Below are 23,849 nucleotides of genomic sequence, written 5' to 3'. Positions count from 1 at the left end.
GTGCCCTACATCTCTGATCCTCGCACGTGGCACCGACAACGAGAGAGCGCGGGCTTGTGCGGGACGGGAAGCACGGCATGCGGTGGGCGCTCCTCGCATGTGGCCGTCGGTGGAGGGCGGGGCCGACTGTCAGTGGCTCGTGGCAGGATCGGGGGCGTGGCAGAAACAGCATCGAAGAAGACCGAGACCACCTCCGGCGCCGACCGGCCCCGCCTGATGCTCATGGACGGGCACTCGCTGGCCTACCGCGCGTTCTTCGCGCTGCCCGCGGAGAACTTCACGACCGCGACGGGCCAGCCGACGAACGCGATCTACGGCTTCGCGTCGATGCTGGCCAACACCCTGCGCGACGAGGCGCCCACACACTTCGCGGTGGCCTTCGACGTCTCCCGCAAGACCTGGCGCTCCGAGGAGTTCACGGAGTACAAGGCGAACCGCTCCAAGACCCCGGACGAGTTCAAGGGCCAGGTCGAGCTGATCGGGGAGCTGCTCGACGCGATGCACGCCCAGCGCTTCGCGGTCGACGGGTTCGAGGCGGACGACGTCATCGCCACGCTCGCCACGCAGGCCGAGGCCGAGGGTTTCGAGGTGCTGATCGTCACCGGCGACCGCGACTCGTTCCAGTTGGTCAGTGAGCACACGACGGTGCTGTATCCGACGAAGGGCGTCTCGGAGCTGACCCGGTTCACCCCGGAGAAGGTGTTCGAGAAGTACGGGCTGACGCCGTCGCAGTATCCCGACTTCGCGGCCTTGCGCGGCGACCCGTCGGACAATCTGCCGGGCATCCCGGGCGTCGGCGAGAAGACGGCCGCGAAGTGGATCAACCAGTTCGGGTCCTTCGCGGAGCTGGTCGAGCGCGTCGACGAGGTCAAGGGCAAGGCCGGGCAGAACCTCCGCGAGCACCTGGAGGCGGTCAAGCTCAACCGCCGGCTCACCGAGCTGGAGCGGCGGGTGGAGCTGCCCAAGACGGTGGTCGACCTGGAGCGGGCGGCGTACGACCGCAAGTCCGTCGCGATGATCCTGGACACCCTGGAGATCCGCAACCCCTCGCTGCGCGAGCGGCTCTTCGCCGTCGACCCCGGCGCCGAGGAGGCCGAGGCGACGCCGATCACGACGGACGGCGTCCAACTGGACGGCAAGGTGCTCGGCACGGGCGAGCTGGCCCCGTGGCTCACCGAGCACGCCACCGGGACCCTCGGCGTCGCCACGGTCGACGCCTGGGCGCTCGGCACGGGCTCGGTCGCGGAGGTCGCGCTGGCCGCGCCCGGGGGAGCGGCCGCCTGGTTCGACCCGTCCCAGCTGGACGAGACGGACGAGAAGGCGTTCGCGGCCTGGCTGGCGGATGCGGGCCGTCCCAAGGTCTTCCACAACGCCAAGGGCGCGATGCGCGTCTTCGCCGAGCACGGCTGGAGCGTGGCCGGCGTCTCCATGGACACGGCACTGGCCGCCTACCTGGTCAAGCCGGGCCGCCGCTCCTTCGACCTGGACGCGTTGTCCCTGGAGTACCTGCACCGCGAGCTGGCCCCCGCCGCGGCGGCCGACGGCCAGCTGGCCTTCGGTACGGACGACGGCGCCGAGGCCGAGGCCCTGATGATCCAGGCCCGCGCGGTCCTCGACCTGGGCGAGGCCTTCGAGGGCCGCCTTCAGGAGGTCGGCGCGGCGGACCTGCTGCGGGACGTGGAGCTGCCCACCTCGGCCCTCCTGGCCCGGATGGAGCGGCATGGCATCGCGGCCGACCGGGCCCACCTGGAGGCCATGGAGCAGATGTTCGCGGGCGCCGTGCAGCAGGCCGTGAAGGAGGCGCACGCGGCGGCCGGACACGAGTTCAACCTGGGCTCGCCCAAGCAGCTCCAGGAGGTCCTCTTCGGCGAGCTGGCCCTGCCCAAGACGAAGCGCACCAAGACCGGCTACACCACGGACGCCGACGCCCTTGCCTGGCTGGCCACCCAGACGGACAACGAACTGCCGGTGATCATGCTCCGGCACCGGGAGCAGGCGAAGCTGCGCGTCACCGTCGAGGGCCTGATCAAGACGGTCGCGGCGGACGGCCGTATCCACACCACGTTCAACCAGACGGTCGCCGCGACCGGCCGTCTGTCGTCCACGGACCCGAATCTGCAGAACATCCCGGTCCGCACGGACGAGGGCCGGGCGATCCGCCGCGGCTTCGTGGTCGGCGAGGGCTTCGAGTCCCTGATGACGGCGGACTACAGCCAGATCGAACTGCGCGTGATGGCCCACCTGTCCGAGGACGCGGGCCTGATCGAGGCGTTCACCTCGGGCGAGGACCTGCACACGACCGCCGCCGCGCAGGTGTTCTCGGTCGAGCCCGCCGGGGTGGACGCGGAGATGCGGCGCAAGATCAAGGCGATGTCGTACGGCCTGGCGTACGGTCTGTCGGCCTTCGGCCTCTCCCAGCAGCTGAACATCGAGGCGGCGGAGGCCCGCGCCCTGATGGACGCGTACTTCGAGCGTTTCGGCGGCGTACGGGACTATCTGCGCCGGGCCGTCGACGAGGCGCGGTCCACGGGCTACACGGCGACGCTCTTCGGGCGCCGCCGCTACCTGCCCGACCTCAACAGCGACAATCGTCAGCGCCGTGAGGCGGCCGAGCGCATGGCCCTGAACGCGCCTATCCAGGGCACGGCCGCGGACATCGTCAAGATCGCGATGCTGAACGTGGACCGGGCGCTGCGGGAGGCGGACCTGAAGTCCCGCATGCTCCTCCAGGTCCACGACGAAATCGTCCTGGAGATCGCTCCGGGCGAGCGCGCGACCGCGGAGGAACTGGTCCGCCGCGAAATGGCGGACGCGGTCCACCTCCGCGTCCCCCTCGGCGTCTCGGTGGGCGCCGGCCCTGACTGGGAGTCGGCAGCGCACTAGCCTCCGGCGGTTCAGCGGGAGGGTCCGTTCACAGCGTGCGGATGAGCAGCGGGCCCTCCACGGCGATGACGGTGATCTGGTTGGCGCAGAGGCCGGCTGGCATGGGGCCGGTCGGCTCAGGGTTTCGGCGGAGGCGGTTTCGGCGGAGGCGGTTATGGTGGCCGGTCGTCTTGGGGTTCGGCCGGTGTGAGGGGTGTGAAGGGCGGTCGGCACAGAATCTCCGCCGCAATGGCGAGCAACCCCCATGGCGCACTGCGGTGGTGCCGAAGTGACCGGAACCCCCACTGCACACCCACCCGCACGCTCACCCACCCCGCACAACCCGGCCCGCCCCCGGATGGACCCGTCACCCACGTGGCCCTCGCGAAGACGCCCCCTTTCGCCCCCGCCCGTCAGGATGCGGGCATGGGTATACGCATGCTCCGCCGCCGGAGAGCCCACACACGGACGCAGGCACAGGCGCACGCCGCATCGGCCACGTCCACCCCGCCCCGCCAGGCCCCGGCCTTCGCAGCCGACGCAAGCACCGCCCGCGTCCCCACCAACTTGGCGGCAGTCCTGCGCCGAGCCGCCGCGTCCGGCACGGCCCGCATTCCGGCCGACCTGTCGGCAGTCCTGCGCCGAGCGAGCGCAGCGTTCAGCGGGCGGCGGGGCGGCTCTGCCGCTCTCCGTCCGCGCTCGAGCCGTCGGGGATCGGGGCCGGACGCCACACTCTGACGCGCGCGGCGTACAGCACCACCCCCAGGACCAGTCCCGCGCCCGCCCCGAAGCAGAGCGTCGGGATCAGTTCCCAGGGCTCCGCGGTGGACCCCCAGTACTCCCACCACCGCGTCGCCCGCTGCGCCGCCGCGACAACCGCACAGCCGCCGATCACGGCCCCGGCCCACCACCGGTCCCGTACGGACAACACCGGAACCCCCACCGGCTCGGCCGCGGGCGCCCGCCGCAGCGCGTGTGCCACGAACACGGCGATCACGACCGCGGCCACCGCCGAACCGCCGTACTGCAGGTACCAGTACAGGGGAGAGCCGGCCACCTCCCGGCCCAGCACGGGAAACACCCGCATCCCCCACCGGTCGAGGTGCGTGAACGCGTCCCACACGACGTGGGTCAGCGCGCCGAGTGCGGCGGAGACGTACCACCACGCGACCGAAACAGGCCGCACGCGCGCGCGTGGCGCCCCGCAGCGCAGCAGCGCCGCCACCCGGCCCTGCCACGCCCGCGGCAGCAGCGCCACCAGCGGCTCACGGACCAGCAGCCACAATCCCACCAGCGCCCAGGCGACCAGCACATCGACGGTGAGAACGCCCGGGAAGGAGTGGGTGAACTCACCGAACTCCATGGCCCCGGACAGCACACTCGCCGCGTAATAGGTCATGTCGGGAGCAAAGGAACCCGCCACGAGAACGGCCGGCACCAGCCGCCCCCGTCCGGTTCCGTCGGTGCGCACGGCGGGCAGGACGGCCGCCGCATGGCTGAGGGTGAACGGCAACGAAGCTCCTCGCGACGGGTGTTGGGCCGGCGGTCGACCCGGGCTCTTCCATTCCGATCAGTATGAGCGATGCGACCCGGTCGCGATCCGACATGGCCAATCGGTGAAAATCGGGCACGAACGGGTGCCCGAGCAAAGGAAGTTGTCGTAGGGTCGCCTGGGTCACCGCGCTCGAAAGCGCGGTCGTCGAAGCGATAGGGGCCGAAGCGCGGCACGGGGGGCAACCCCCGGTGCGGTTCGATCGTCACAACAGGTCGAGCACAGACGTCGAACACAGACAGAGACGGGCGCTCGGGCGTCCACGGGAGGGGTTCCATCTATGGCGGCGCAATTCGGTAGGAGGCTGCGCAAGGGAGCGGCGACCACCGCCGTGGCCGCGGCCGCGGTCGCGGCCCTGTCCGCCTCCCAGGCTCCGGGGGTGACGGCCGGCGACCAGAGCAGACCGGCCACCACCGGCGCCGAGACCGCACCCGACGCGACCGCCGAGGACGGCGGCGCGACCGGCAACTCGCCGTACTACACGGACCTGCCGCCGCTGAACACCCCGAGCCCCTCGCCGAGCGCCGACGGCACCCCCGTCTCCCCGGGCGAGGGGGAGGCGGGCATCCCCGCGACCGTCCTCGACGCCTACAAGAAGGCCGCGGCCGAACTGCGGGCCTCCAAGCCCGGCTGCAATCTGCCGTGGCAACTCCTCGCAGCCATCGGCAAGGTCGAGTCGGGCCAGGCCCGCGGCGGCCGCGTCAACGCGGACGGCACCACGACCTCCCCGATCCTCGGCCCGCAGCTCGACGGCAACGGTTTCGCGCTCATCAAGGACACCGACGACGGCGCGTACGACGGCAACAGCACGTACGACCAGGCCGTCGGCCCCATGCAGTTCATCCCGTCCACCTGGGCGTGGGCGGGCCGCGACGGCAACGGCGACGGCACCGAGGACCCCAACAACATCTACGACGCCGCGCTCTCGGCCGGCCACTACCTGTGCCGCAACGGCTGGGACCTGTCCACGCAGTCCGACCTCAACAGGGCGATCCTCAGCTACAACAACTCGCAGGACTACCTGAACACGGTCCTGTCGTGGCTGGAGTACTACCGCAAGGGCATCCGCGAGATCCCGGACGGCACCGGCACCCTGCCCGACGAGGACAATCGCAGCAACACCGGCAACTCGGCGAACCCCAAGCCGTCGCCCCCGGCCTCGAACAGGCCGGACGCCACGCCCGACAAGCCCGGTGGCAGCCCCCCGAGCCCGAAGCCGCCCACGTCCTCTCCGCCCAGCACGCCGAAGCCGCCGAGCACGTCCCCGAGCCCTCCCCAGACGCCCACCGACACGGTGGACCACCTGGAGGACGCCGGCACCGCCCAGCTCACCGCGATGGCGGGCGACACGTTCACCAAGAAGATCAGCACCCGTGCCGAGACCAAGGCCGGCGCGGCCGTCGCCAAGGTCAGCATCCGGTTCACGATCATCGGTGACACCGACGCCACGTTCACCAGCGGCGAGAAGGTCGCCAGGGTCGTCACCAACAGCACCGGCGTGGCCGTCGCGCCCGCGCTGAAGGCGGGCGAGAAGACGGGTGGCTTCACCGTCCGCGCCACGGTCGTCGGCCGCACGGTCAGCGGTCTGGACTACAAGGCCACCGTCACCGAACGTGTGGCCGGCGCCCTCATCCGCACCAGTGCCGCCGCGCTGACCTGCAAGGCCGGCGGCGAGTTCGCCGAGCAGGTCGAGGTGAAGGCGACGTACCAGGGCGAGGCCGCGGACCAGGTGGCGGTCACCGCCACGCTCATCAAGTCTCTGCTCGACCCGTCCGAGAACGACAAGGGCCCCTACTTCAAGGACGCGGACGGCAACCCCATCCGCACCCTGAAGGGCCTGGAGACGGACGAGAACGGCCTGTTGAAGCTGCCGAAGCTGTACTCGGACGACACCACCGGCACGTTCCTGCTCCGCATCGAGGCGGCGGGCGGGGCGACGCTCACGGTCCCGCTGACCGTGGAAGCGGCCGAGACGTCGTCACCGAGCCCGTCGGCCAGCCCCAGCGCCTAGCTCCCTTCGCAGTCCTTCGCAGTCCTTCGTACGACGACGACGGCGGCGCCCCTTCATCGAGGGGCGCCGCCGTTGTGCGTACAACGTGTTCTCATCTCACCCGGCCGTTGCTACGGTGCCGAACCTGACGAGGTATCAGTTCCTGTCCCGGGAGGCCCATATGCGCGCCCTGATCGCCGCCGCGACCGGTCTCGCCGTCGCGCTCGCCCTGGTCCTCACGCTCACCGCCCTCGGCACACCCTCGGGTGAGACGTCCCCGAAGCCGCTGCTGACGACGGTGCCCGCACACCCGTAACCACCCGGGAGGGAGGCCGAGATGCGCCGCAAGGCCAGTCTGATCCTGCTCGCCCTCGCCGTGTTCTTCGCGGCACTGTCCCCACTCCTGCGCTGGTACGCCTTCCCGCGCCTGGCCAAGATCCCGGCCCACCAGTACCAGGACATGGTCCTGGAGGCGAAGGACGCCACCCTCCTCGACTACGGCACGATGCGCGCCAAGAAGGTCCCCAAGGTCAGCATCGTGCAGACCCTCCGCGGCAACGTGGAGGCCTCCGAGAAGATCGAGAAGACCGAGGGCCGGGACGTCGTGGTCTGGGACGGCCTGTCCTACGTCCAGGGACCCGACGGCAAGATGGTCTCCAAGATCCCCGAGCGCTACATCTTCGACGCCCACACCCAGGAACCCGTCAACGCCACGGGCGAGATGGTCGACGGCGACCCGGTCGAACGCCAGGGCATCGAGTTCAAGTGGCCGTTCCTGACGGAGAAGCGCGACTACGAGTACTTCGACGCGCAGGCCCGGATCACGGCCCCCATCCACTACCAGGGCACCCAGAACTTCCGCGGGGTCGAGGTCTACTACTTCGAGCAGACCATCCCCTGGACCAAGGTGCCCTTCCCCGAGACCATGCCGGTGGCGGGCATCACCCCCGAGTCGGTCGCGAAGACCGGCACGACGCGCTGGTACTCCACGGTCCGCAAGTTCTGGATCGAACCGCTGACCGGCGCCCCGGTCTACGGCGAGGAGATCCACAAGGAGGAACTGCGCGGCGGCACCCTGCTCGGCGGCCGCGACAAGGTGACGGCGTTCGCCGGCCACGTGAAGATGCGCGAGGACTACATCGAGCACACCGTGGACCTGGTCAAGTCCAACCGCACCCTCGTCCTGCTGCTGACGTCCTACCTGCCGTGGGGCTTCCTCGCCCTCGGCCTCCTGCTGCTGTCCCTCTCCCTCTATCTGGAGGCCCGCAGCCGCCACCCCGGCGACCCGGCCCCCGCCGAGACCACACAAGCGGAGCCGGTCAGCGCCTGAGCCGGGCGTTGGTGTGCCGCGTCGGCTCGGCACTCGCCGGATCCTCGGGCCACGGATGCTTCGGATACCGGCCGCGCAGCTCCGCCCGTACGCTCTTGTAGCCGTCCTTCCAGAAGGAGGCGAGGTCGGCGGTGACGGCGGCCGGGCGGCCGGCGGGGGAGAGCAGATGCACGAGCAGCGGCACCCCCGCGACCCGGGGCGACTCCTGCAGCCCGAACATCTCCTGCACCTTCACGGCGAGCACGGGCTGCTCCGGATTCCCGTAGTCGATCCGGATTCTGGACCCACTCGGTACGGTGATCCGCTCCGGGGCGAGCTCGTCGAGGCGCGTGGCGTCTCCGGAAGCCCAGGGCAGCAGCCGGGTCAGACACTGCCCCCCGTCGATCCGCCCGAGATCGGCCCGCCGCCGGGCCCGGCTCAGCTCGGGCTCCAGCCACTCCTCCACGCGCGCGTGGAGCGCCTCGTCGGAGACATCGGGCCACGGATCCCCGATATGCAGGTGCAAGAAGGCGAGCCGCTGCCTCAGTACGGCGGCCTCGGCGGACCACCTCAGCAGCCCGAGCCCCTCCCGCCGCAGCCCTTCGACAAGCGCTTTCCGTACGAGACCGGGGTCCGCGTCGGCAAGGGGCCGCACCGCCAGCTCCACGGCCCCCAGCCGCTCGACGCGCCGCGCGACGACATCCCCGTCGGCCCAGTGGACCTCGTCCCGCTCCTCGACGAAGGCCCCGGCGGCCAGCCGAGCGACCCCCTCGTCGACAACCGCCCCGAGCCGCACACGCGCGTGCCCCTTGCCGACGGGTCGGTCGGCCACGGCGACGGCGATCCAGGGAGCCCCGCGCAGGCCGGTACCGTCACCGGCCTCGGCGCGGGTCCCGGACACCATGAGGTAGGACCCGCCGTCGGCCTTGGCGACACGCTCCGGGAACGCGAGGGCGGCGACCAGCCCGGCGACAGCGTCCTCCCCGGCGCCGATCGCGCTGTCGCCGTCATGGGCACGCGCGTGGGAAAGGTCCGTCGAAACGGCACGCAGCCGCCGAACCTCCGCACGCCACCGCGCCCCGTAAGCGTCACCCCCACGCCGAGCGGCACGCAAAGCGGCGGCCAGGTCATCCCCGTACTCCCGGGGCGCCTCCTCGCTCAACAACGCGACCACCTCGGCGGCCCGCTCCACACCGACCGAGCGAGCCGCGTCGAGCAAGGCCCGGCCCAGCCGGGGGTGCAACCCCAGCCGGGCAAGCCGCAAACCCCGCTCGGTGGCCCGACCGGCGGAGTCCACGGCCCCGATCGCCGTCAGGACTCCCCGCGCCGCCCCCATCGCCCCACCCGGCGGCGCATCCAGCAGCGCCAGCCCGGAGGCCTCCGGATCGCCCCAGCACGCCGTCTGCAACGCGAACGCGGTCAGGTCGGCCACTTTGATATCCGGCGCCGGGAAACGCGGCAGACGGGCGTCCTCCGCCTCCGCCCAGCACCGGTACACCGCGCCCGGCGCCTCACGCCCGGCGCGCCCCGCCCGCTGCCGCCCCGCCGCCTGCGAGGCCCGTACCGTCGTCAGCGCGCTCAGCCCGCGCGCGTGATCCACCCGCGGCTCCCGCGCCAGCCCCGAGTCGACGACGACCCGCACCCCGGGAACGGTCAGCGACGACTCGGCCACCGAGGTCGCCAGCACCACCCGGCGGCGCGTCCCAGGAGCCAGCACCGCGTCCTGCACCGCCGCAGGCGCCCGCCCGTGCACCTGAAGCACCTCGACGTCCCCGAAGTCCGCGAGAGCCCCGAGCTGCCCGGCGACCCGCGCGATCTCTCCCACACCCGGCAGGAAGCACAGCACGTCGCCCTCCCGCTCGGCCAGCGCCCGCCGCACCACCGACGCCGCGTGCGTCAGCAGCGCGGGATCGACACGCATCCCGTGCGGCGGCCGTACCGGACGCGCCGGCGGCGCCCACACCACCTCCACCGGATACGAGACCCCCGCCGCCTCGACCACCGGCGCCCCGCCCAGCAGCCGAGCCCACCCCTCGGCGTCGGTCGTCGCCGACGCGGCCAGCAGCCGCAGCTCCGGCCGCAGCGTCTGCCGTACGTCCCACAGGAAGGCCGCCACGGTGTCCGCGTCCAGATGCCGTTCGTGGCACTCGTCGAGCACCACCACGTCCACGCCCGCCAGCTCCTGGTCGCGCTGCACCCGCTGCAACAGCACGCCGGTCGTGACGACCTCCACGCGCGCGTGCCGCCCTACGACCCGCTCCCCGCGCACGGTGTAGCCGACGCTCTCGCCGACCTTCTCACCGAGCAGCCACGCCATCCGCCGGGCCGCCGCCCGCGCCGCGATCCGCCGCGGTTCGGCGACGACCACACGCCGCGCGGGGCCGCCGCCCAGCAGGCCCGCCAACGCCAGCGGCACCAGCGTCGTCTTGCCGGTGCCGGGCGGCGCGACGAGCACGGCGGTGCCGTGTCCCTCCAGGGCGTCGTTCAGACCGGGCAGGGCACCGCGTACGGGCAGCGCGTCCAGGGCGTCGTAACGGATCACGCACTCAGTCTCGTACGCACACGAAGATCGCCGTCCCCGGGATCAGATTCCCGCGCAGCGGCGACCAGCCGCCCCACTCGGCCGTGTTCCAGGCCGGCCACTCCGGCTCGACCAGGTCCACCAGCCGGAAGCCCGCCGTGACGATGTCCCGCACCCGGTCACCCAGGGTCCGGTGGTGCTCGACGTAGACCGCGCGGCCCACCCCGTTCTCGATGTACTGCTCGACGTACGGCGTGCGGTCGAAGTACGAGGCGGACACCGACAGCCCCTCCGGCCCGGGCTCGTCCGGGAAGGCCCAGCGGATGGGATGGGTGACCGAGAAGACGAAACGCCCGCCCGGCCGCAGCACCCGCCGCACCTCGCGCAGCACCAGCACCGGATCCGCCACGAACGGCAGCGCCCCGTACGCCGAGCAGGCCAGGTCGAAGGTTTCGTCCGCGAACGGCAGGGCGCCCGCGTCGGCACACACCAAGGGGAACGAGCCGCCGATGCGCAGCGCGTGCTGGAGCTGGCGGTGGGAGAGGTCCAGGGCGACCGGGCGGGCGCCCTGCGCGGCCAGCCAGCGCGCGCACTGAGCCGCGCCGGCGCCGATCTCCAGGACGGCTTTGCCCTTCAGCTCCTCGGGCGGGCCGAGGAGCTCGGCCTCCACCTCGTCGAGCCCCTCGGGGCCCCACACGAAACGGTCGTCCCCGAGGAACGTGCCGTGCTCGACCTGGTACTCGTCCGCGTTGCGGTCCCACCAGCCCCGGTTGGCCCGAGTGCTCTCCGTCACATCGGAGTCACGTCGGGTGGCTTCCGGCTCCAGCGCCGATTCGGACGATACGGGCTCTTGGATGATCGGCTCCCTCGTCGTACTCTTCCGTCACCTCTATGGCGCCACCCCTCACGGTGGTGCCACACGAGGGGTGTCCTGTGGGCCGTTTGGCCTCCAGGGACAGTTCTTGTGCCAGGAATGCGGCGATCCGCCCTGGGTGTGCGGCTTCGCGCATTGACCCTGTCCGGCTGCCCCCGTATGCTACAAGTTGCGCTGCGGGCCTGCGCACCTCAGACGTAGCAGGCTGCGCTCGCATCTGTTGTATGTCCCCTCGGTTGTCGAGGCGCCACCAGTGGTTTTCTGTGGCGCTTCCTTGGCTGTCCGGCTTCTTCAGAGCGAAACGGGCTCCCGGCGTAAAGCAGTACCTACGACTTCAATGTCCGTACCGGAGCCCTTTCCCACATGACGAGCAGCACCGAGACCACCGCCACCACCCCGCAGGTAGCGGTCAACGACATCGGTAACGAGGAAGCCTTCCTCGCCGCGATCGACGAGACGATCAAGTACTTCAACGACGGCGACATCGTCGACGGCGTCATCGTGAAGGTCGACCGGGACGAGGTCCTGCTCGACATCGGTTACAAGACCGAAGGCGTTATCCCGAGCCGCGAGCTCTCGATCAAGCACGACGTCGACCCGAACGAGGTCGTCGCCGTCGGTGACGAGATCGAAGCCCTTGTTCTTCAGAAGGAGGACAAGGAAGGCCGCCTGATCCTCTCGAAGAAGCGTGCCCAGTACGAGCGCGCCTGGGGCACCATCGAGAAGATCAAGGAAGAGGACGGGATCGTCACCGGTACCGTCATCGAGGTCGTCAAGGGTGGTCTCATCCTCGACATCGGCCTCCGTGGCTTCCTCCCGGCTTCCCTGGTCGAGATGCGCCGCGTCCGCGACCTCCAGCCCTACGTGGGCAAGGAGCTCGAGGCCAAGATCATCGAGCTGGACAAGAACCGCAACAACGTGGTCCTGTCCCGCCGTGCCTGGCTGGAGCAGACCCAGTCCGAGGTCCGCCAGACGTTCCTCACGACCCTGCAGAAGGGTCAGGTCCGTTCCGGCGTCGTCTCCTCGATCGTCAACTTCGGTGCCTTCGTGGACCTGGGTGGCGTCGACGGTCTGGTCCACGTGTCCGAGCTGTCCTGGAAGCACATCGACCACCCCTCCGAGGTCGTCGAGGTCGGCCAGGAGGTCACGGTCGAGGTCCTCGACGTCGACATGGACCGCGAGCGTGTCTCCCTGTCGCTGAAGGCGACCCAGGAAGACCCGTGGCAGCAGTTCGCCCGCACCCACCAGATCGGCCAGGTCGTGCCCGGCAAGGTCACGAAGCTGGTTCCGTTCGGTGCGTTCGTCCGCGTGGACGAGGGCATCGAGGGTCTGGTCCACATCTCCGAGCTGGCCGAGCGCCACGTGGAGATCCCGGAGCAGGTCGTCCAGGTCAACGACGAGATCTTCGTCAAGGTCATCGACATCGACCTCGAGCGCCGTCGCATCAGCCTCTCGCTGAAGCAGGCCAACGAGTCCTTCGGTGCCGACCCGGCCTCGGTCGAGTTCGACCCGACGCTGTACGGCATGGCCGCGTCGTACGACGACCAGGGCAACTACATCTACCCCGAGGGCTTCGACCCCGAGACCAACGACTGGCTCGAGGGCTACGAGAAGCAGCGCGAGGAGTGGGAGCGCCAGTACGCCGAGGCGCAGACCCGCTTCGAGCAGCACCAGCAGCAGGTCATCAAGTCCCGCGAGGCGGACGAGAAGGCAGCTGCCGAGGGCGGCACCGAGGCCGCCGCTCCGGCTGCGGCCGGTGGTGGCGGTTCGTACTCCTCCGAGGGCCCGGACAACTCCGGCGCGCTGGCCTCGGACGAGGCGCTTGCCGCGCTGCGGGAGAAGCTGGCCGGCGGCCAGAGCTGAACTCCCCCAGAGGGGGAGACCCCAGCTGCTGAGGCTTAGCCGTTGAGCTGAGGGCCCGCACCCATCTTGGGTGCGGGCCCTCAGTGCGTTCGAGTGTCGCCGGCGCGGATGGGGGGACGGCGCCCGGCACGGCGGCCCCGGTGCAACCCCTCTCCAACGAGTCGGCCAGGATGGCCGAGCCCGTGCGGTACCGCACCGCGAAGGCCGATGTCTACGGCCACGTCTCGGAGTTGCTCGCCAAGGCCACGAAGAAGGGAGCGCTGGACGGGGAGTTGACGGAGCGAGACGGTGACTTCGGTGAATGGGTGACTCAAGGGGTGACTCAGGGGAGCGACGTATGAAAAGGCAGTGAGAGGTGCCTGATCAGGGGCATGAGGCGGGAATGCCCACGCCCCGCACCGCGTTGTGCAGTACGAACACGAGGAGGAGCGGTCACAGTGCTTGATCCGCAGGGTTTGTACGCATGGGAGCCGAAGGGCCTCGCCGTGGTCGACATGGCGCTCGCCCAGGAGTCGGCCGGACTTGTCATGCTCTACCACTTCGACGGATACATCGACGCGGGCGAGACCGGCGACCAGATCGTCGACCGGCTCCTCGACTCGCTGCCCCACCAGGTCGTCGCGCGCTTCGACCACGACCGGCTCGTGGACTACCGGGCCCGCCGCCCGCTGCTGACGTTCAAGCGCGACCGCTGGGCCGCGTACGAGGAGCCCACCCTCGACGTGCGGCTGGTCCAGGACGCCACCGGGGCACCCTTCCTGCTGCTGTCCGGCCCGGAGCCGGACGTGGAGTGGGAGCGCTTCGCCGCGGCCGTCCAGCAGATCGTGGAGCGGCTCGGCGTCCGCCTGTCGGTGAACTTCCACGGCATCCCCATGGGCGTCCCGCACACCCGCCCCGTGGGCATCACTCCGCACGGCAACCGCAACGATCTCGTGCCCGGCCACGCCAGCCCCTTCGAGGAGGCTCAGGTGCCCGGCAGCGCGGAGGCGCTGATCGAGTACCGCCTCATGGAGGCCGGACACGACGTCCTGGGCGTCGCCGCGCACGTACCGCACTACATCGCCCGCTCCCCGTACCCGGACGCGGCGCTGACCGTCCTGGAGGCCATCACGGCAGGGACCGGCCTGGTGCTGCCCGCCATCGCCCACGCCCTGCGCACGGATGCGTACCGCACGCAGACCGAGATCGACCGGCAGATCCAGGAGGGCGACGAGGAGCTCGTCGCGCTCGTCCAGGGCCTGGAGCACCAGTACGACGCCGCAGCGGGCGCCGAGGTCCGGGGCAACATGCTCGCCGAGCCCGTCGAGATCCCGTCGGCGGACGAGATCGGACGCGAGTTCGAGCGTTTCCTGGCGGAACGGGAGGGGGACGGCTGAGCCCCGCCGGAGTCCGCAGGGTGCGTTGTCGGTGGCAGGCCCTAAGCTTCCGCTCATGCTGAAAGTGGGGTTGACCGGGGGCATCGGCGCCGGCAAGAGCGAGGTGTCGCGGCTGCTCGTGGAGTGCGGGGCCGTGCTGATCGACGCGGACCGCATCGCGCGCGAGGTCGTCGCACCGGGGACGCCCGGCCTCGCCGCGGTCGTCGAGGCCTTCGGCGAGGAGATCCTCGCCGCCGACGGCAGCCTGGACCGGCCCAAGCTGGGCTCGATCGTCTTCGCCGACCCGGAAGAGCTCGCCCGCCTGAACGCGATCGTGCACCCCTTGGTCGGCGCCCGCTCCCGCGAGCTGGAAACCGCCGCCGCCGAGGACGCCGTCGTCGTCCACGACGTCCCGCTCCTCGCGGAGAACGGACTCGCGCCGCTGTACGACGTCGTGGTCGTCGTCGACGCGAACCCCGAGACCCAGCTCGACCGGCTCGTCCGGCTGCGCGGCATGACCGAGGCGGACGCCCGCGCGCGCATGGCCGCCCAGGCGACACGCGAGAAGCGCCTGGAGATCGCGGACATCGTCATCGACAACGACGTCCCCCTGGAAGAACTCCAGCGGCGTGTACGGGACGTCTGGGCCGATCTCGTCCGCAGGGCCCGCGCGACCCGGGCATCGCCACAGGAGTCCCAGGAATAGCAGGCCCCCGTCCGGGCGTTGAACCCTGCCAGTAAGGGAAGGACTTTGCCGTGCCCGAGACCAGCGGTTCCACCGGACGTACTCCCGAGACGCATGTCATCGACTTCCGCGCCGCCGAGCAGTTGCTCGCCGCACGGGACCCGCGGGGCGCGGTGAAGCTGCTCGACTCGGTCGTCGCCGCGCACCCGGAGAACACCGCCGCACGGCTGCTGCGCGCGCGTGCCTTCTTCGCGGCCGCGCAACTGCGACCCGCGGAGCTGGAGTTCACCATCGTCCTGGAGCGCGAGCCGGACAACGCGTTCGCGCACTTCGCGCTCGCCCGGACCTACGAGCGCCAGGGCCGCCAGGACCAGGCCAGGCGCCACTTCCGCCTGGCGGCCGCGCTGGATCCGAAACCGGAGTTCCTGCAGGCGGCACGCTTCGACTCGTGAACCGCCCCGCCGGACAGGCCGACTCTAGGGCCTGTCCGGCGGGCGGTACGGCGGGATGTCGCGGCCCGGCTGGTAGTGCGGGCCCTGGCGGATGTGCCGCAGGATCAGCGTCATGTCGACGGTGATCACCAGCCACAGCACCCCGCAGGCGATCGCCCAGCCCGGGCGTCCGGCGAGCGCGAAGGCGATCGTGCCGAAGACGGCCCAGATCAGCCCCCACGCGCTCAGCCAGAAGCGCAGCCGCAATGCACTGCGCGCGGTCGTCGGTTCACTGCCCGTACGCATCGGGATCACTACTCCTCCTTGCAACGTACCCTTCGGAACGGACGTTCACCAAAGGGTCCGAACAGGGGGGTCCCCACGTGCTTCCGGATGCCGATGAGCTGGCCGAGGTACTGCTCGACCTGGCGGTACCGCACGACGACATCAACGAACTCGTACGGATGGGCCGACGGGTCACGGACGATCCGGAGCTGGCGCGGCTCCTCGAGGCGTCGGTCGAGGACCTCGTCCGGGGGATGGGGGAGATCGGCGGCGCGGGCGACCCGCCCGAGCTCGACTGGGCATCGGGCGCCCTGCGGCGCTGCTTCCCCTTGTACGTGTTCGTGGCGGCGCTGCCCCGCACCCGCGCGTACCACCGGGAGCGCGGCATACCGGCCGACGTCTCCCGGCGCACCCTCACCGACCTCGGGCGGAACATGGCCGTGCACCGCAGACGCCACGGCACGACAGGCGCGCAGGCGCCGCGCTGGCTCACCCGTCACTTCCGGGGCGAGCTGTACCAGTTGGGCCGGCTGCAGTTCGAGCGGGCGCGGCACGGGGAGCGTACGGCGCGGGTGCTCGCGGCGGCCGGGCTGGACGTGGCCCCCGGCACCCTGTGTCTGAACCTTCACATCCCCGACTTCCTCGGGCCTCTGTCACCGGCCGCCTGCGACCGCGCGCTGGCGCTGGCCGGCGAGTTCTTCGCGAGGCACTACCCCGAGGAGAAGTACCGGGCCGCGCTCTGCCACTCCTGGCTGCTCGACCCGCAGTTGAAGCGGTATCTGCCCGCGGACTCCAACGTCGTCCGGTTCCAGGAGCGCTTCCGGATCGCCCGCGAGGACACGGAACCGGCGGACACCGAGCCGGTTCAGTTCGTCTTCGGGGACCCGGAGCTGCCCGTGGAGAGCCTGCCCCGGCGCACCTCCGTGGAGCGGGCCGTCGGTGACCATCTGCGGGCGGGCGGCCACTGGTACATCGGGCATGGCTGGTTTCCGTTGTGAGGTATGGGGGGCCGGGCTGCGCCGGGTACGGGGGGCGTGCTGCCCGCTGTCACTCGGACGGGTGAAGCGGGGCCGGACGGGAACGGGCGTGGGGATGCGGGCCGTTGGACGGGCATGGAGCTGAAAATGCGAGCGGGACATCAGGGCACGGGGCCGGGGCCGATCACCCCGGACGGCTGCGCGGTCGAGCTTTACTCGCGGCTGCCCGCAGGGCCGGAGCCGGACATCATCACCGCGGCGGTACCGGCGGGCGCGCGCATCCTGGAGCTGGGCAGCGGGGTGGGGCGCATGACCCATCCGCTGCTGGAGCGGGGGTTCACGGTCACGGCGGTGGACGAGTCCGCCGAGATGCTGGAGCGCGTCCGCGGGGCACGCACGATATGCAGCCCGATCGAGGAACTGGACCTGGGCGAGAGATTCGACGTGGTGCTGCTCGCGTCGTTCCTCGTGCACACCAGTGACGTCAAGGTGCGGCAGGCGCTGCTGCGCACCTGTGTACGGCACGTCGCGGAGGACGGCTGCGTGCTCATCCAGCGCGAGGGCGAGGACTACCACACGAACGTGCCGCGCGAGAGGGTCGACCCCAGCGGCTTCACCCTGCGGATCGCATCGTCGGAGCCGGTGGGGGACGGCGTGAACTCGGTGCTCGCGGAGTACGAGTTCCCGGACGCGACCTGGACCCAGACGTTCCGGGCCCGGCCGCTGACGAAGGAGCAGTTCGAGGAGGCTCTGGCGGAGGCAGGGCTGAAGGTGGACAAGTACCTGACGGAGGACCGGATCTGGGCGCGGGCCGTGCCGGTGTCCTAGGCGCGAGAATTGTCGAGCGGCGATGAGTCGTCGGGCGGCAAGAGTCGTCGGACGGCGATGAGTTCTGGAGTCGGCGTGGGTCTACCTCTGTGACAGCACCACGGACCGCTTCCCACAGGAGACCCTCATGTCCGAGACCGCCGCTTCCGTCCCCGCCGGCTCCGCCGCCACCTCCCGTACCGTCGTCGCCGAGTCCGCGACCACCCGCGGTCGCCGAGCCCGTATCGCCCTGCGCGCCCTGCAGGTGTTCCTCGCCCTCTTCTACGTGATCGCGAGCGCGCTGCCCAAGCTGATCGCGCACCCCACGGCCGTCGAGGGCTTCGACAAGATGGGATGGGGCAGCGCGGGGATGTACGCCATCGGTGTCCTCGAACTGGCCGGCGGAATCGCGCTGTTGATCCCGGTGCTGCAGTCGGTGGCGGCCGTGGCGCTGAGCGGACTGATGGTGGGGGCGTTCGTCGTCTCGCTCACCGCCCTCGACGGGGAGAACGCGGCGACACCGCTGATCCTGATCGTGCCGCTCGCCCTCATAGCCTGGGCGCGGCGCGGGCACAACGCGGATCTGCTGCGGCTGGTGCGACGACAGGCGTGAGGGGCGCGATCCACGCCGTGCGAAGCCCGAACAGGTACGGGTACGGATACGGCGACGGCGGTGGCGTCCGGCAGGTCGAAGAGCCTGCTCCGGACCTCACCGCCATCGCCGTCGTCGTGGCTGTCAGTGCTCTTCGGGGCGGCCTCCGCCCAGCAGTCCCCGCAGGCGCTCCAGCTCGCGGCGGTCGCGCTTGGTCGGGCGGCCCGTACCGCGGTCGCGGATGCCGGCCGGGGCGACGGCCTCGCGGGGCGGGGGCGGCGGACTGTTGTCGACGTAGCACTGGACGGCCACGGGGGCGCCGACCCGCTTGCGGATCAGGCGCTTGACCACGACGATCCGCTCCCGGCCCTCCTGCCGTACGCGCACCTCGTCGCCGACCCGCACGGAGTGCGCGGGCTTCACGCGCTCGCCGTTCACCCGCACGTGCCCGCCTTTGCAGGCGGCGGCTCCCATGGAACGGGTCTTGACCAGCCGGACCGACCAGATCCAGCTGTCGACGCGCACGCTCTCACCGCTCTGCGGACCGGCTGCCTCGGCGGCGGCCACCGCGGCGGCGACCTTGGGGTCCACGTCCTCGCCCGTCGCGGCAGTCCCGGCGGTCCCGGCAGTCCCGCTTGTCCCGCCCGTCTCGTCGTCGTCCGTACGTTCCACAGCCATGTCTCCGACCTTAATGCCCCGTGCTGAGTCGCTCAGGGGGTTTCCTGGCGCGGTCGTACGGTGGACGCATGGACACCAACGGCCCCATGGGTCCCGCCGGCCCGGCCGGTTCCGTCGGTCTTGCCGGGCTCGACGAGCGGATCGCCGGCTGCCGGGCCTGCCCTCGGCTGGTGGCGTGGCGCGAGGAGGTGGCCCGGGGCAAGCGCGCCGCCTTCGCCGACTGGACGTACTGGGGCCGACCGGTACCGGGCTTCGGGCCGTCGGACGCCCGTCTGCTCGTCGTCGGTCTCGCCCCGGCCGCGCACGGCGGCAACCGCACCGGCCGGATGTTCACCGGCGACCGCTCCGGAGACGTGCTGTACCAGGCGCTGTACGACGTGGGGCTGGCCTCGCAGCCCACCGCCGTCTCCGCCGACGACGGCTTGGAGCTGTACGGCGTACGTGTGACCGCGCCCGTGCACTGCGCCCCGCCCGCCAACAAACCCACGCCCGAGGAGCGGGACACCTGTCGGCCCTGGCTGGTCCAGGAGCTGAACCTGCTCCGTCCGACGCTGCGGGCCGTGGTCGTGCTCGGCGCCTTCGGCTGGCAGGCCGCGCTGCCCGCGTTCGCGCAGGCGGGCTGGACGGTACCCCGGCCGCGACCCGCCTTCGCGCACGGTGCGCGCGTGTCGCTGGACGGCCTCGATCTCTTCGGTTGCTTCCACGTCAGCCAGCGCAACACCTTCACCGGGCGGCTCACGCCGGTGATGCTGCGGGAGGTGCTGCGCACGGCGGCGCGAGCGGCGGGGCTGCACGGCCTGACTTGAGGCGACGAGGCCGTCGTACGACACCGACTTCGGATGAGGGCTCAAAGACTTCGGGCGGGGCCTCAGACTTCGGATGAGGTCTCGAACAGGTGCCGCATGGTGGACCGGTAGTTCGTCCGCACATGCGTCAGCGCGTGCGCCCGTGCCCGGGCCGGATCGCCGGAGGCGATCGCCTCGTACAACTCACGGTGCTCGACGAGGAGTTGGGGCCACTCCTCGTTCCGGCGGGTCATCCAGCGCAGGCGGCCGGCGACCGGTTCCAGGGCGGCTATGAGCAGGCTGTTGTCCGCCATCGCCACGATCCGGTCGTGCAGGCGGCTGTTGATGTCGGTGATCGCTTCGGCGTCCTCCGCCTCGGTCGCGGCGGCCGCGAGGTCGAGGAGTTCCTCGACCTCGGCCAGGTCCTCGGGTGTCGCGCGGGCCGCCGCGAGTCCGGCGGCGTAGACCTCCAGCGCCTCGCGCAGTTCGAAGAGCTCCTTGACGTCGCCCGGGGTGAGGCGGCGTACGACCGTGCGGCGCGGTGTCTCGAAGTGGACGAACCCCTCGGCGACCAGGGCGCGGATCGCCTCGCGGACCGGCACCCGGGAGACCCCGAAGCGCTCGGCCAGCTCGCGCTCGACCAGCCGGTCACCGGGGCGCAGGGCGCCCGCGATGATCTCCTGCCGCAGGGCGGCCAGAACGCGCTCGCGCACCGCGCCGAGAGGTTCGATCTTCGTCATGGAGCTCATGGGCCCATCTTCGCCGACTCGGGGCCTGTTTTACGGAGCGTTAACAAGAGCGACATCGGTCGGAACGGTTGACGGGAGGAGCATGACCGCAGTTTGGTATACCAAACGCCTTCCCCCCCCCGCAAACAGTCCTCCGCCGTCCCCCCTCGCCCCTGGAGGCCCCGTGTCCCTCGCCGACCGCGCCGAAGCCACCGGCGCACCAGCGTTCGTCCCCGATCCCCGGCTCACCAACGAAGACCTCGCGCCCGCGGGCAAGCGCAACTGGAAGGTCTTCGACCTCTTCGCCATGTGGATGTCCGACGTCCACAACCTCGGCAACTACACGTTCGCCGCCGGTCTGCTCTTCCTCGGCATGAACGTCTGGCAGATCTTCACGTCCCTGCTCGTCGGCTTCGTGATCATCTACATCGGGATGAACATGATGGGCCGCATCGGGCAGCGCACCGGCGTCCCCTTCCCGGTGGTCAGCCGCATCGCCTTCGGTGTGTGGGGTGCCAACATCCCCGCCCTGATCAGGGCGGTCATCGCCATCATGTGGTACGGCATCCAGACCTACCTGGCCTCCGTCGCCGTCAACGTGATGCTGCTGGCGGCCTGGCCGAGCCTGGAGTCCTGGACGCACAACTCGTTCCTGGGGCTCGACGCGCTCGGCTGGCTGTCGTTCGTGGCGCTGTGGCTGGTTCAGGCGGCGATCATCAGCCGGGGCATGGAGTCGGTGCGGAAGTTCCAGGACTTCTGCGGCCCGGCCATCTGGGTCGTGATGATCGCCCTCGCCGTGTGGATCCTCGCCAAGGCCGGCTGGACCATCTCGCTCACCAGCACTCCGCACCCGGTCTCCGTCGGCGAGCAGTGGCGCCAGTGGTTCGGTGCGGTCGGCCTGATCCTCGCCACCTACGGCACGCTGATGCTCAACTTCTGCGACTTCTCCCGCTTCTCGCCCGACTACAGGACGGTCCGCCGCGGCAACTTCTGGGGCCTGCCCGTCAACTCCACGGCCTTCGTGATCGTGTCGGTCATCGTCACGGCGGGCGCGTACGAGGTGTTCGGCAAGGAGATCACCGACCCCGCCTATCTCGTCGCCGAGATCGGCAACACCTGGGTGCTGGTGCTGGGTGCGCTGACGTTCGCCATCGCCACCATGGGCGTCAACATCGTCGCCAACTTCGTCTCACCTGCGTACGACCTGGCCAACGTCTGGCCGCAGAAGATCACCTTCAAGATCGGCGGCATGATCAGCACGGTGGTGGCGCTGCTGGTGACCCCGTGGAACCTGTTCTCCAACCCCACGGTCGTGAACTACTTCCTCGGCGGCCTCGGCGCCTTCCTGGGCCCCCTGTTCGGCGTGATCATGGTCGACTACTACTGGGTCAAGCGAGGCCGGATCAACGTGAACGAACTGTTCGACGGACGGCCCGGCTCCCCCTACTACTACCGCAAGGGCGTCAACCCCAAGGCTCTGTGGGCGTTCCTGCCCTCGGCGGCGGTCGCGGCGGTGCTCGCACTGGTGAAGACCTTCAGCGACGTCGCACCGTACTCGTGGTTCATCGGCACGGCCCTGGCCGCCGGGCTGTACGTGCTGCTGTGCCGCGCTGAACGCACGGCCGGTTCGGCGGTCGTCCCCGAGAAGACCGTGGAGGTCTGAGGAGCGTGCGAATCGTCGTCACCAACTGCAACACCACGCAGGAGATGACCGAAGAGATCGTACGAGGTGCCCGGGCCGCCGCCGGCCCGGGCACCACCGTGACCGGACTGACCCCGGCCTGGGGACCCGAGTCCGCGGAGGGCTGGCTCGACAGCTATCTGTCGGCCGCGGCGGTCATCGACCTGCTGCGTACGTACGAGGGGCGGCCGTACGACGCCGTGGTCATGGCCGGTTTCGGGGAGCACGGGCGCGAGGGCGTGCGGGAACTGGTGGACGTACCGGTCGTCGACATCACCGAGGCCGCCGCTCATCTGGCCTGCCTGCTCGGGCGGCGGTACGGCGTCGTCACCACGCTGGAGCGGTCGCGCGGGCAGATCGAGGACAGCCTGGAGCTGGCCGGGGTGGGCCGTAACTGCGCCGCCGTGATCGGCACCGGCCTCGGCGTCCTCGACCTCGGCGACGACGAGCGCACGGAGGCGGCGTTCCTGGCGGCAGCCGAGCGGGCACGGGAAGAGGGCGCCGAAGTCCTGGTGCTGGGGTGCGCGGGGATGACGGGCTTGCAGCGGGTGGTGGGGGAGAAGCTGGGGCTTCCGGTCGTCGACGGGGTCGGGGCGGCGGTGAAGCTCGCGGAGTCACTCGTGACGCTGGGGCTGACGACGAGCCGGGCGGGGAGCTATGCGAAGCCGGTGCCGAAGAGGAGGGTGTGGGGGGCGGGGGATGAGACGTGAAGTGGTCGCGTACCGCGTCGTCGGATGAGACGGCCGTCGCCGTGACCTCCACCAACTGCCCGGGGTGACCGAGGCAGGCCACCCCGTTCCAGACAGCGGAGAGCACCGCGGTCTCACTGCTCACGACGTACACGTCGATCGGCAGAACATGAGCCAAGTCGCTCCCGATCGCCCGCATCCGAATTCCCCGCGCCCGCCTCACGCAACGGGGAGGCCGGCGTACGGACTCTCCACTCGCCAGCCACCGTCCCGCGCGACCCGCTCGAAGATGCCGATCTTGTACGCGAGCCCCTCCGGCTCCCCGACGTCACACGACCAGTGCGCTTCGGCCCACTCCTCCTCCCCTCGCACCAACGGCCGGCCCAGCACGGCCAGATGCAATGCCAGCGTCGATCGCGCGTACAGCCGCACGGAATCGCGCCGGTCCGCCCCGCACCGGTACTCCTCCGTCTCCCGCAGCCGCAGCCGCCCGTCTTCGCTTCCGGCGACGAGGAACGGAACCAACCGCCCCTCGGCGTCGGCCACCAGAAACGTCACCTCGCCCTCCTCGCTCTCCCGGACCTCGTACCGAGGCAGATACGACAACCGGCCCAGCCCCAGCGCGTGCTTCCACGACGTGACCCACAACCCGCGCCGAAGGTAGTAGCGGACCGTCCGCTGCCAGGTCCAGTACGTCTCCAGACGGAACCCGTACAGCCCTTCGGCACGGCAGGCCTCGTACACCGTGTCCAGGGCGGCGGAGGCGATTCCCTGCCGCCGGGCGACGGGGTGGACGTAGAGGGAGGAGACGCCCAGCGTGCCCGATCCCATGGGCCAGGTGTCGACGGCGATGGTCCCCACGGGCCCGACCCCGCGCCGGTCTTCCGGTGCACAGATCCAGTACCTCCTGCGGAACTCGTGGTCGTGGCTGTGCTCCCGCCCCGCCGCACCCAGCCTGAGCCGCCAACGCTTCTCGCTCGTCACCGTGAGCGAGCCCGGGTCGACGCACTCGCCGAGGGCGCCCTCGGCGAGTGAGACGAGGTCCCACAGTCCGAAGCGGCGGCCCTCGCCGAAGGCGACGGGACGCAACTCGGGTCGGTCCGCGAGGCGTTCGTGCACGTGCAGAGCTTGATCATTCTTCATGTGCCGGAGCGTAGGGATGCCTCCGCTCGCCGGTCAGGCATC

Annotated in this window: 22 protein-coding genes; 15 read left to right on the top strand and 7 right to left on the bottom strand. The window is 70.9% G+C overall.

The features are described from left to right. Positions 1-156 precede the first annotated feature (156 nt). On the top strand, positions 157-2,883 hold the full coding sequence (gene polA / locus Q4V64_RS12560) for a DNA polymerase I (RefSeq protein ID WP_124443062.1): 2,727 nt from the start codon (positions 157-159) through the stop codon (positions 2,881-2,883). Positions 2,884-3,520: 637 nt separating this feature from the next. On the opposite strand, the gene Q4V64_RS12555 is transcribed toward polA, so the two are convergent. Then, positions 3,521-4,375, bottom strand: a complete 855-nt coding sequence (locus Q4V64_RS12555; RefSeq protein ID WP_303709936.1) for a DUF4184 family protein — start codon at positions 4,373-4,375, stop codon at positions 3,521-3,523. A 319-nt stretch (positions 4,376-4,694) separates the two neighbouring features. On the opposite strand from Q4V64_RS12555, the gene Q4V64_RS12550 reads away from it, so the two are divergent. The 3 genes from Q4V64_RS12550 (at position 4,695) to Q4V64_RS12540 (ending at position 7,734) form a co-directional block, all read left to right on the top strand. Then, entirely contained in the window at positions 4,695-6,425 is a 1,731-nt protein-coding gene (locus Q4V64_RS12550; protein ID WP_124443063.1) for a lytic transglycosylase domain-containing protein, read from the top strand. Positions 6,426-6,585: 160 nt separating this feature from the next. Beyond that, the gene (locus tag Q4V64_RS12545) at positions 6,586-6,720 is read left to right on the top strand and encodes an SPW_0924 family protein (protein WP_107483783.1); all 135 of its coding nucleotides are present in this window, start codon (positions 6,586-6,588) and stop codon (positions 6,718-6,720) included. Between the two features lie 21 nt (positions 6,721-6,741). Continuing rightward, positions 6,742-7,734 (top strand): DUF3068 domain-containing protein, encoded by a 993-nt coding sequence (locus Q4V64_RS12540; protein ID WP_124443064.1) that lies wholly within the window; start codon positions 6,742-6,744, stop codon positions 7,732-7,734. Here Q4V64_RS12540 and hrpB read toward each other — a convergent pair. Both hrpB and Q4V64_RS12530 read right to left on the bottom strand, forming a co-directional pair. Then, positions 7,724-10,255: an ATP-dependent helicase HrpB gene (gene hrpB / locus Q4V64_RS12535; protein ID WP_124443065.1), complete on the bottom strand. Its 2,532-nt coding sequence runs from the start codon at positions 10,253-10,255 to the stop codon at positions 7,724-7,726. The genes Q4V64_RS12540 and hrpB overlap by 11 nt on opposite strands. 4 nt (positions 10,256-10,259) lie before the next feature. After that, positions 10,260-11,090: a class I SAM-dependent methyltransferase gene (locus tag Q4V64_RS12530; protein WP_124443066.1), complete on the bottom strand. Its 831-nt coding sequence runs from the start codon at positions 11,088-11,090 to the stop codon at positions 10,260-10,262. A 381-nt stretch (positions 11,091-11,471) separates the two neighbouring features. On the opposite strand from Q4V64_RS12530, the gene rpsA reads away from it, so the two are divergent. The 5 genes from rpsA (at position 11,472) to Q4V64_RS12505 (ending at position 15,463) form a co-directional block, all read left to right on the top strand. Next, the gene (gene rpsA, locus Q4V64_RS12525) at positions 11,472-12,971 is read left to right on the top strand and encodes a 30S ribosomal protein S1 (RefSeq protein WP_124443067.1); all 1,500 of its coding nucleotides are present in this window, start codon (positions 11,472-11,474) and stop codon (positions 12,969-12,971) included. 170 nt (positions 12,972-13,141) lie between these two features. Continuing rightward, positions 13,142-13,312, top strand: coding sequence for a hypothetical protein (locus tag Q4V64_RS12520; RefSeq protein WP_172629428.1), 171 nt, complete (start codon positions 13,142-13,144; stop codon positions 13,310-13,312). Positions 13,313-13,408: 96 nt separating this feature from the next. Beyond that, positions 13,409-14,347, top strand: coding sequence for a PAC2 family protein (locus Q4V64_RS12515; protein ID WP_124443069.1), 939 nt, complete (start codon positions 13,409-13,411; stop codon positions 14,345-14,347). A gap of 55 nt (positions 14,348-14,402) precedes the next feature. Continuing rightward, positions 14,403-15,032, top strand: a complete 630-nt coding sequence (coaE, locus tag Q4V64_RS12510) for a dephospho-CoA kinase (protein ID WP_124443070.1) — start codon at positions 14,403-14,405, stop codon at positions 15,030-15,032. A gap of 50 nt (positions 15,033-15,082) precedes the next feature. After that, the gene (locus Q4V64_RS12505; RefSeq protein WP_124443071.1) at positions 15,083-15,463 is read left to right on the top strand and encodes a tetratricopeptide repeat protein; all 381 of its coding nucleotides are present in this window, start codon (positions 15,083-15,085) and stop codon (positions 15,461-15,463) included. 24 nt (positions 15,464-15,487) lie between these two features. On the opposite strand, the gene Q4V64_RS12500 is transcribed toward Q4V64_RS12505, so the two are convergent. Further along, the gene (locus Q4V64_RS12500; RefSeq protein ID WP_124443072.1) at positions 15,488-15,748 is read right to left on the bottom strand and encodes a DUF6343 family protein; all 261 of its coding nucleotides are present in this window, start codon (positions 15,746-15,748) and stop codon (positions 15,488-15,490) included. A gap of 77 nt (positions 15,749-15,825) precedes the next feature. Here Q4V64_RS12500 and Q4V64_RS12495 point away from each other — a divergent pair, with 77 nt between their 5' ends. The 3 genes from Q4V64_RS12495 (at position 15,826) to Q4V64_RS12485 (ending at position 18,124) form a co-directional block, all read left to right on the top strand. Then, entirely contained in the window at positions 15,826-16,725 is a 900-nt protein-coding gene (locus Q4V64_RS12495) for an acyltransferase domain-containing protein (RefSeq protein ID WP_124443073.1), read from the top strand. 126 nt (positions 16,726-16,851) lie between these two features. Then, positions 16,852-17,532, top strand: a complete 681-nt coding sequence (locus Q4V64_RS12490) for a class I SAM-dependent methyltransferase (protein WP_124443074.1) — start codon at positions 16,852-16,854, stop codon at positions 17,530-17,532. A 127-nt stretch (positions 17,533-17,659) separates the two neighbouring features. Further along, positions 17,660-18,124 carry a DoxX family protein gene (locus tag Q4V64_RS12485; protein ID WP_124443075.1) on the top strand — a complete coding sequence of 155 codons (465 nt, stop codon included), beginning with the start codon at positions 17,660-17,662 and terminating at the stop codon, positions 18,122-18,124. 123 nt (positions 18,125-18,247) lie between these two features. On the opposite strand, the gene Q4V64_RS12480 is transcribed toward Q4V64_RS12485, so the two are convergent. Further along, complete coding sequence (locus Q4V64_RS12480; protein WP_124443076.1) at positions 18,248-18,781, bottom strand: RNA-binding S4 domain-containing protein; 534 nt, start codon at positions 18,779-18,781, stop codon at positions 18,248-18,250. 68 nt (positions 18,782-18,849) lie between these two features. Between Q4V64_RS12480 and Q4V64_RS12475 the strand changes: the two genes are divergently transcribed. Then, on the top strand, positions 18,850-19,587 hold the full coding sequence (locus Q4V64_RS12475) for a uracil-DNA glycosylase (RefSeq protein ID WP_253267243.1): 738 nt from the start codon (positions 18,850-18,852) through the stop codon (positions 19,585-19,587). Positions 19,588-19,649: 62 nt separating this feature from the next. Here the strand turns inward: Q4V64_RS12475 and Q4V64_RS12470 are convergent, their stop codons facing one another. Next, entirely contained in the window at positions 19,650-20,315 is a 666-nt protein-coding gene (locus tag Q4V64_RS12470) for a GntR family transcriptional regulator (RefSeq protein WP_124443077.1), read from the bottom strand. A 163-nt stretch (positions 20,316-20,478) separates the two neighbouring features. Between Q4V64_RS12470 and Q4V64_RS12465 the strand changes: the two genes are divergently transcribed. Together Q4V64_RS12465 and Q4V64_RS12460 are read left to right on the top strand one after the other, a co-directional pair. After that, entirely contained in the window at positions 20,479-21,957 is a 1,479-nt protein-coding gene (locus Q4V64_RS12465) for an NCS1 family nucleobase:cation symporter-1 (protein WP_124443078.1), read from the top strand. Positions 21,958-21,962: 5 nt separating this feature from the next. Beyond that, positions 21,963-22,685 (top strand): aspartate/glutamate racemase family protein, encoded by a 723-nt coding sequence (locus Q4V64_RS12460; RefSeq protein ID WP_124443079.1) that lies wholly within the window; start codon positions 21,963-21,965, stop codon positions 22,683-22,685. Between the two features lie 198 nt (positions 22,686-22,883). On the opposite strand, the gene Q4V64_RS12455 is transcribed toward Q4V64_RS12460, so the two are convergent. Further along, positions 22,884-23,807 carry a GNAT family N-acetyltransferase gene (locus tag Q4V64_RS12455; RefSeq protein WP_124443080.1) on the bottom strand — a complete coding sequence of 308 codons (924 nt, stop codon included), beginning with the start codon at positions 23,805-23,807 and terminating at the stop codon, positions 22,884-22,886. Between the last annotated feature and the right edge of the window lie 42 nt (positions 23,808-23,849).

Origin of the sequence: Streptomyces sp. NL15-2K, from assembly GCF_030551255.1 — a bacterium.
In the GTDB taxonomy this organism is placed as follows: domain Bacteria; phylum Actinomycetota; class Actinomycetes; order Streptomycetales; family Streptomycetaceae; genus Streptomyces.
This window is presented reverse-complemented; position numbering and strand designations above follow the sequence as displayed.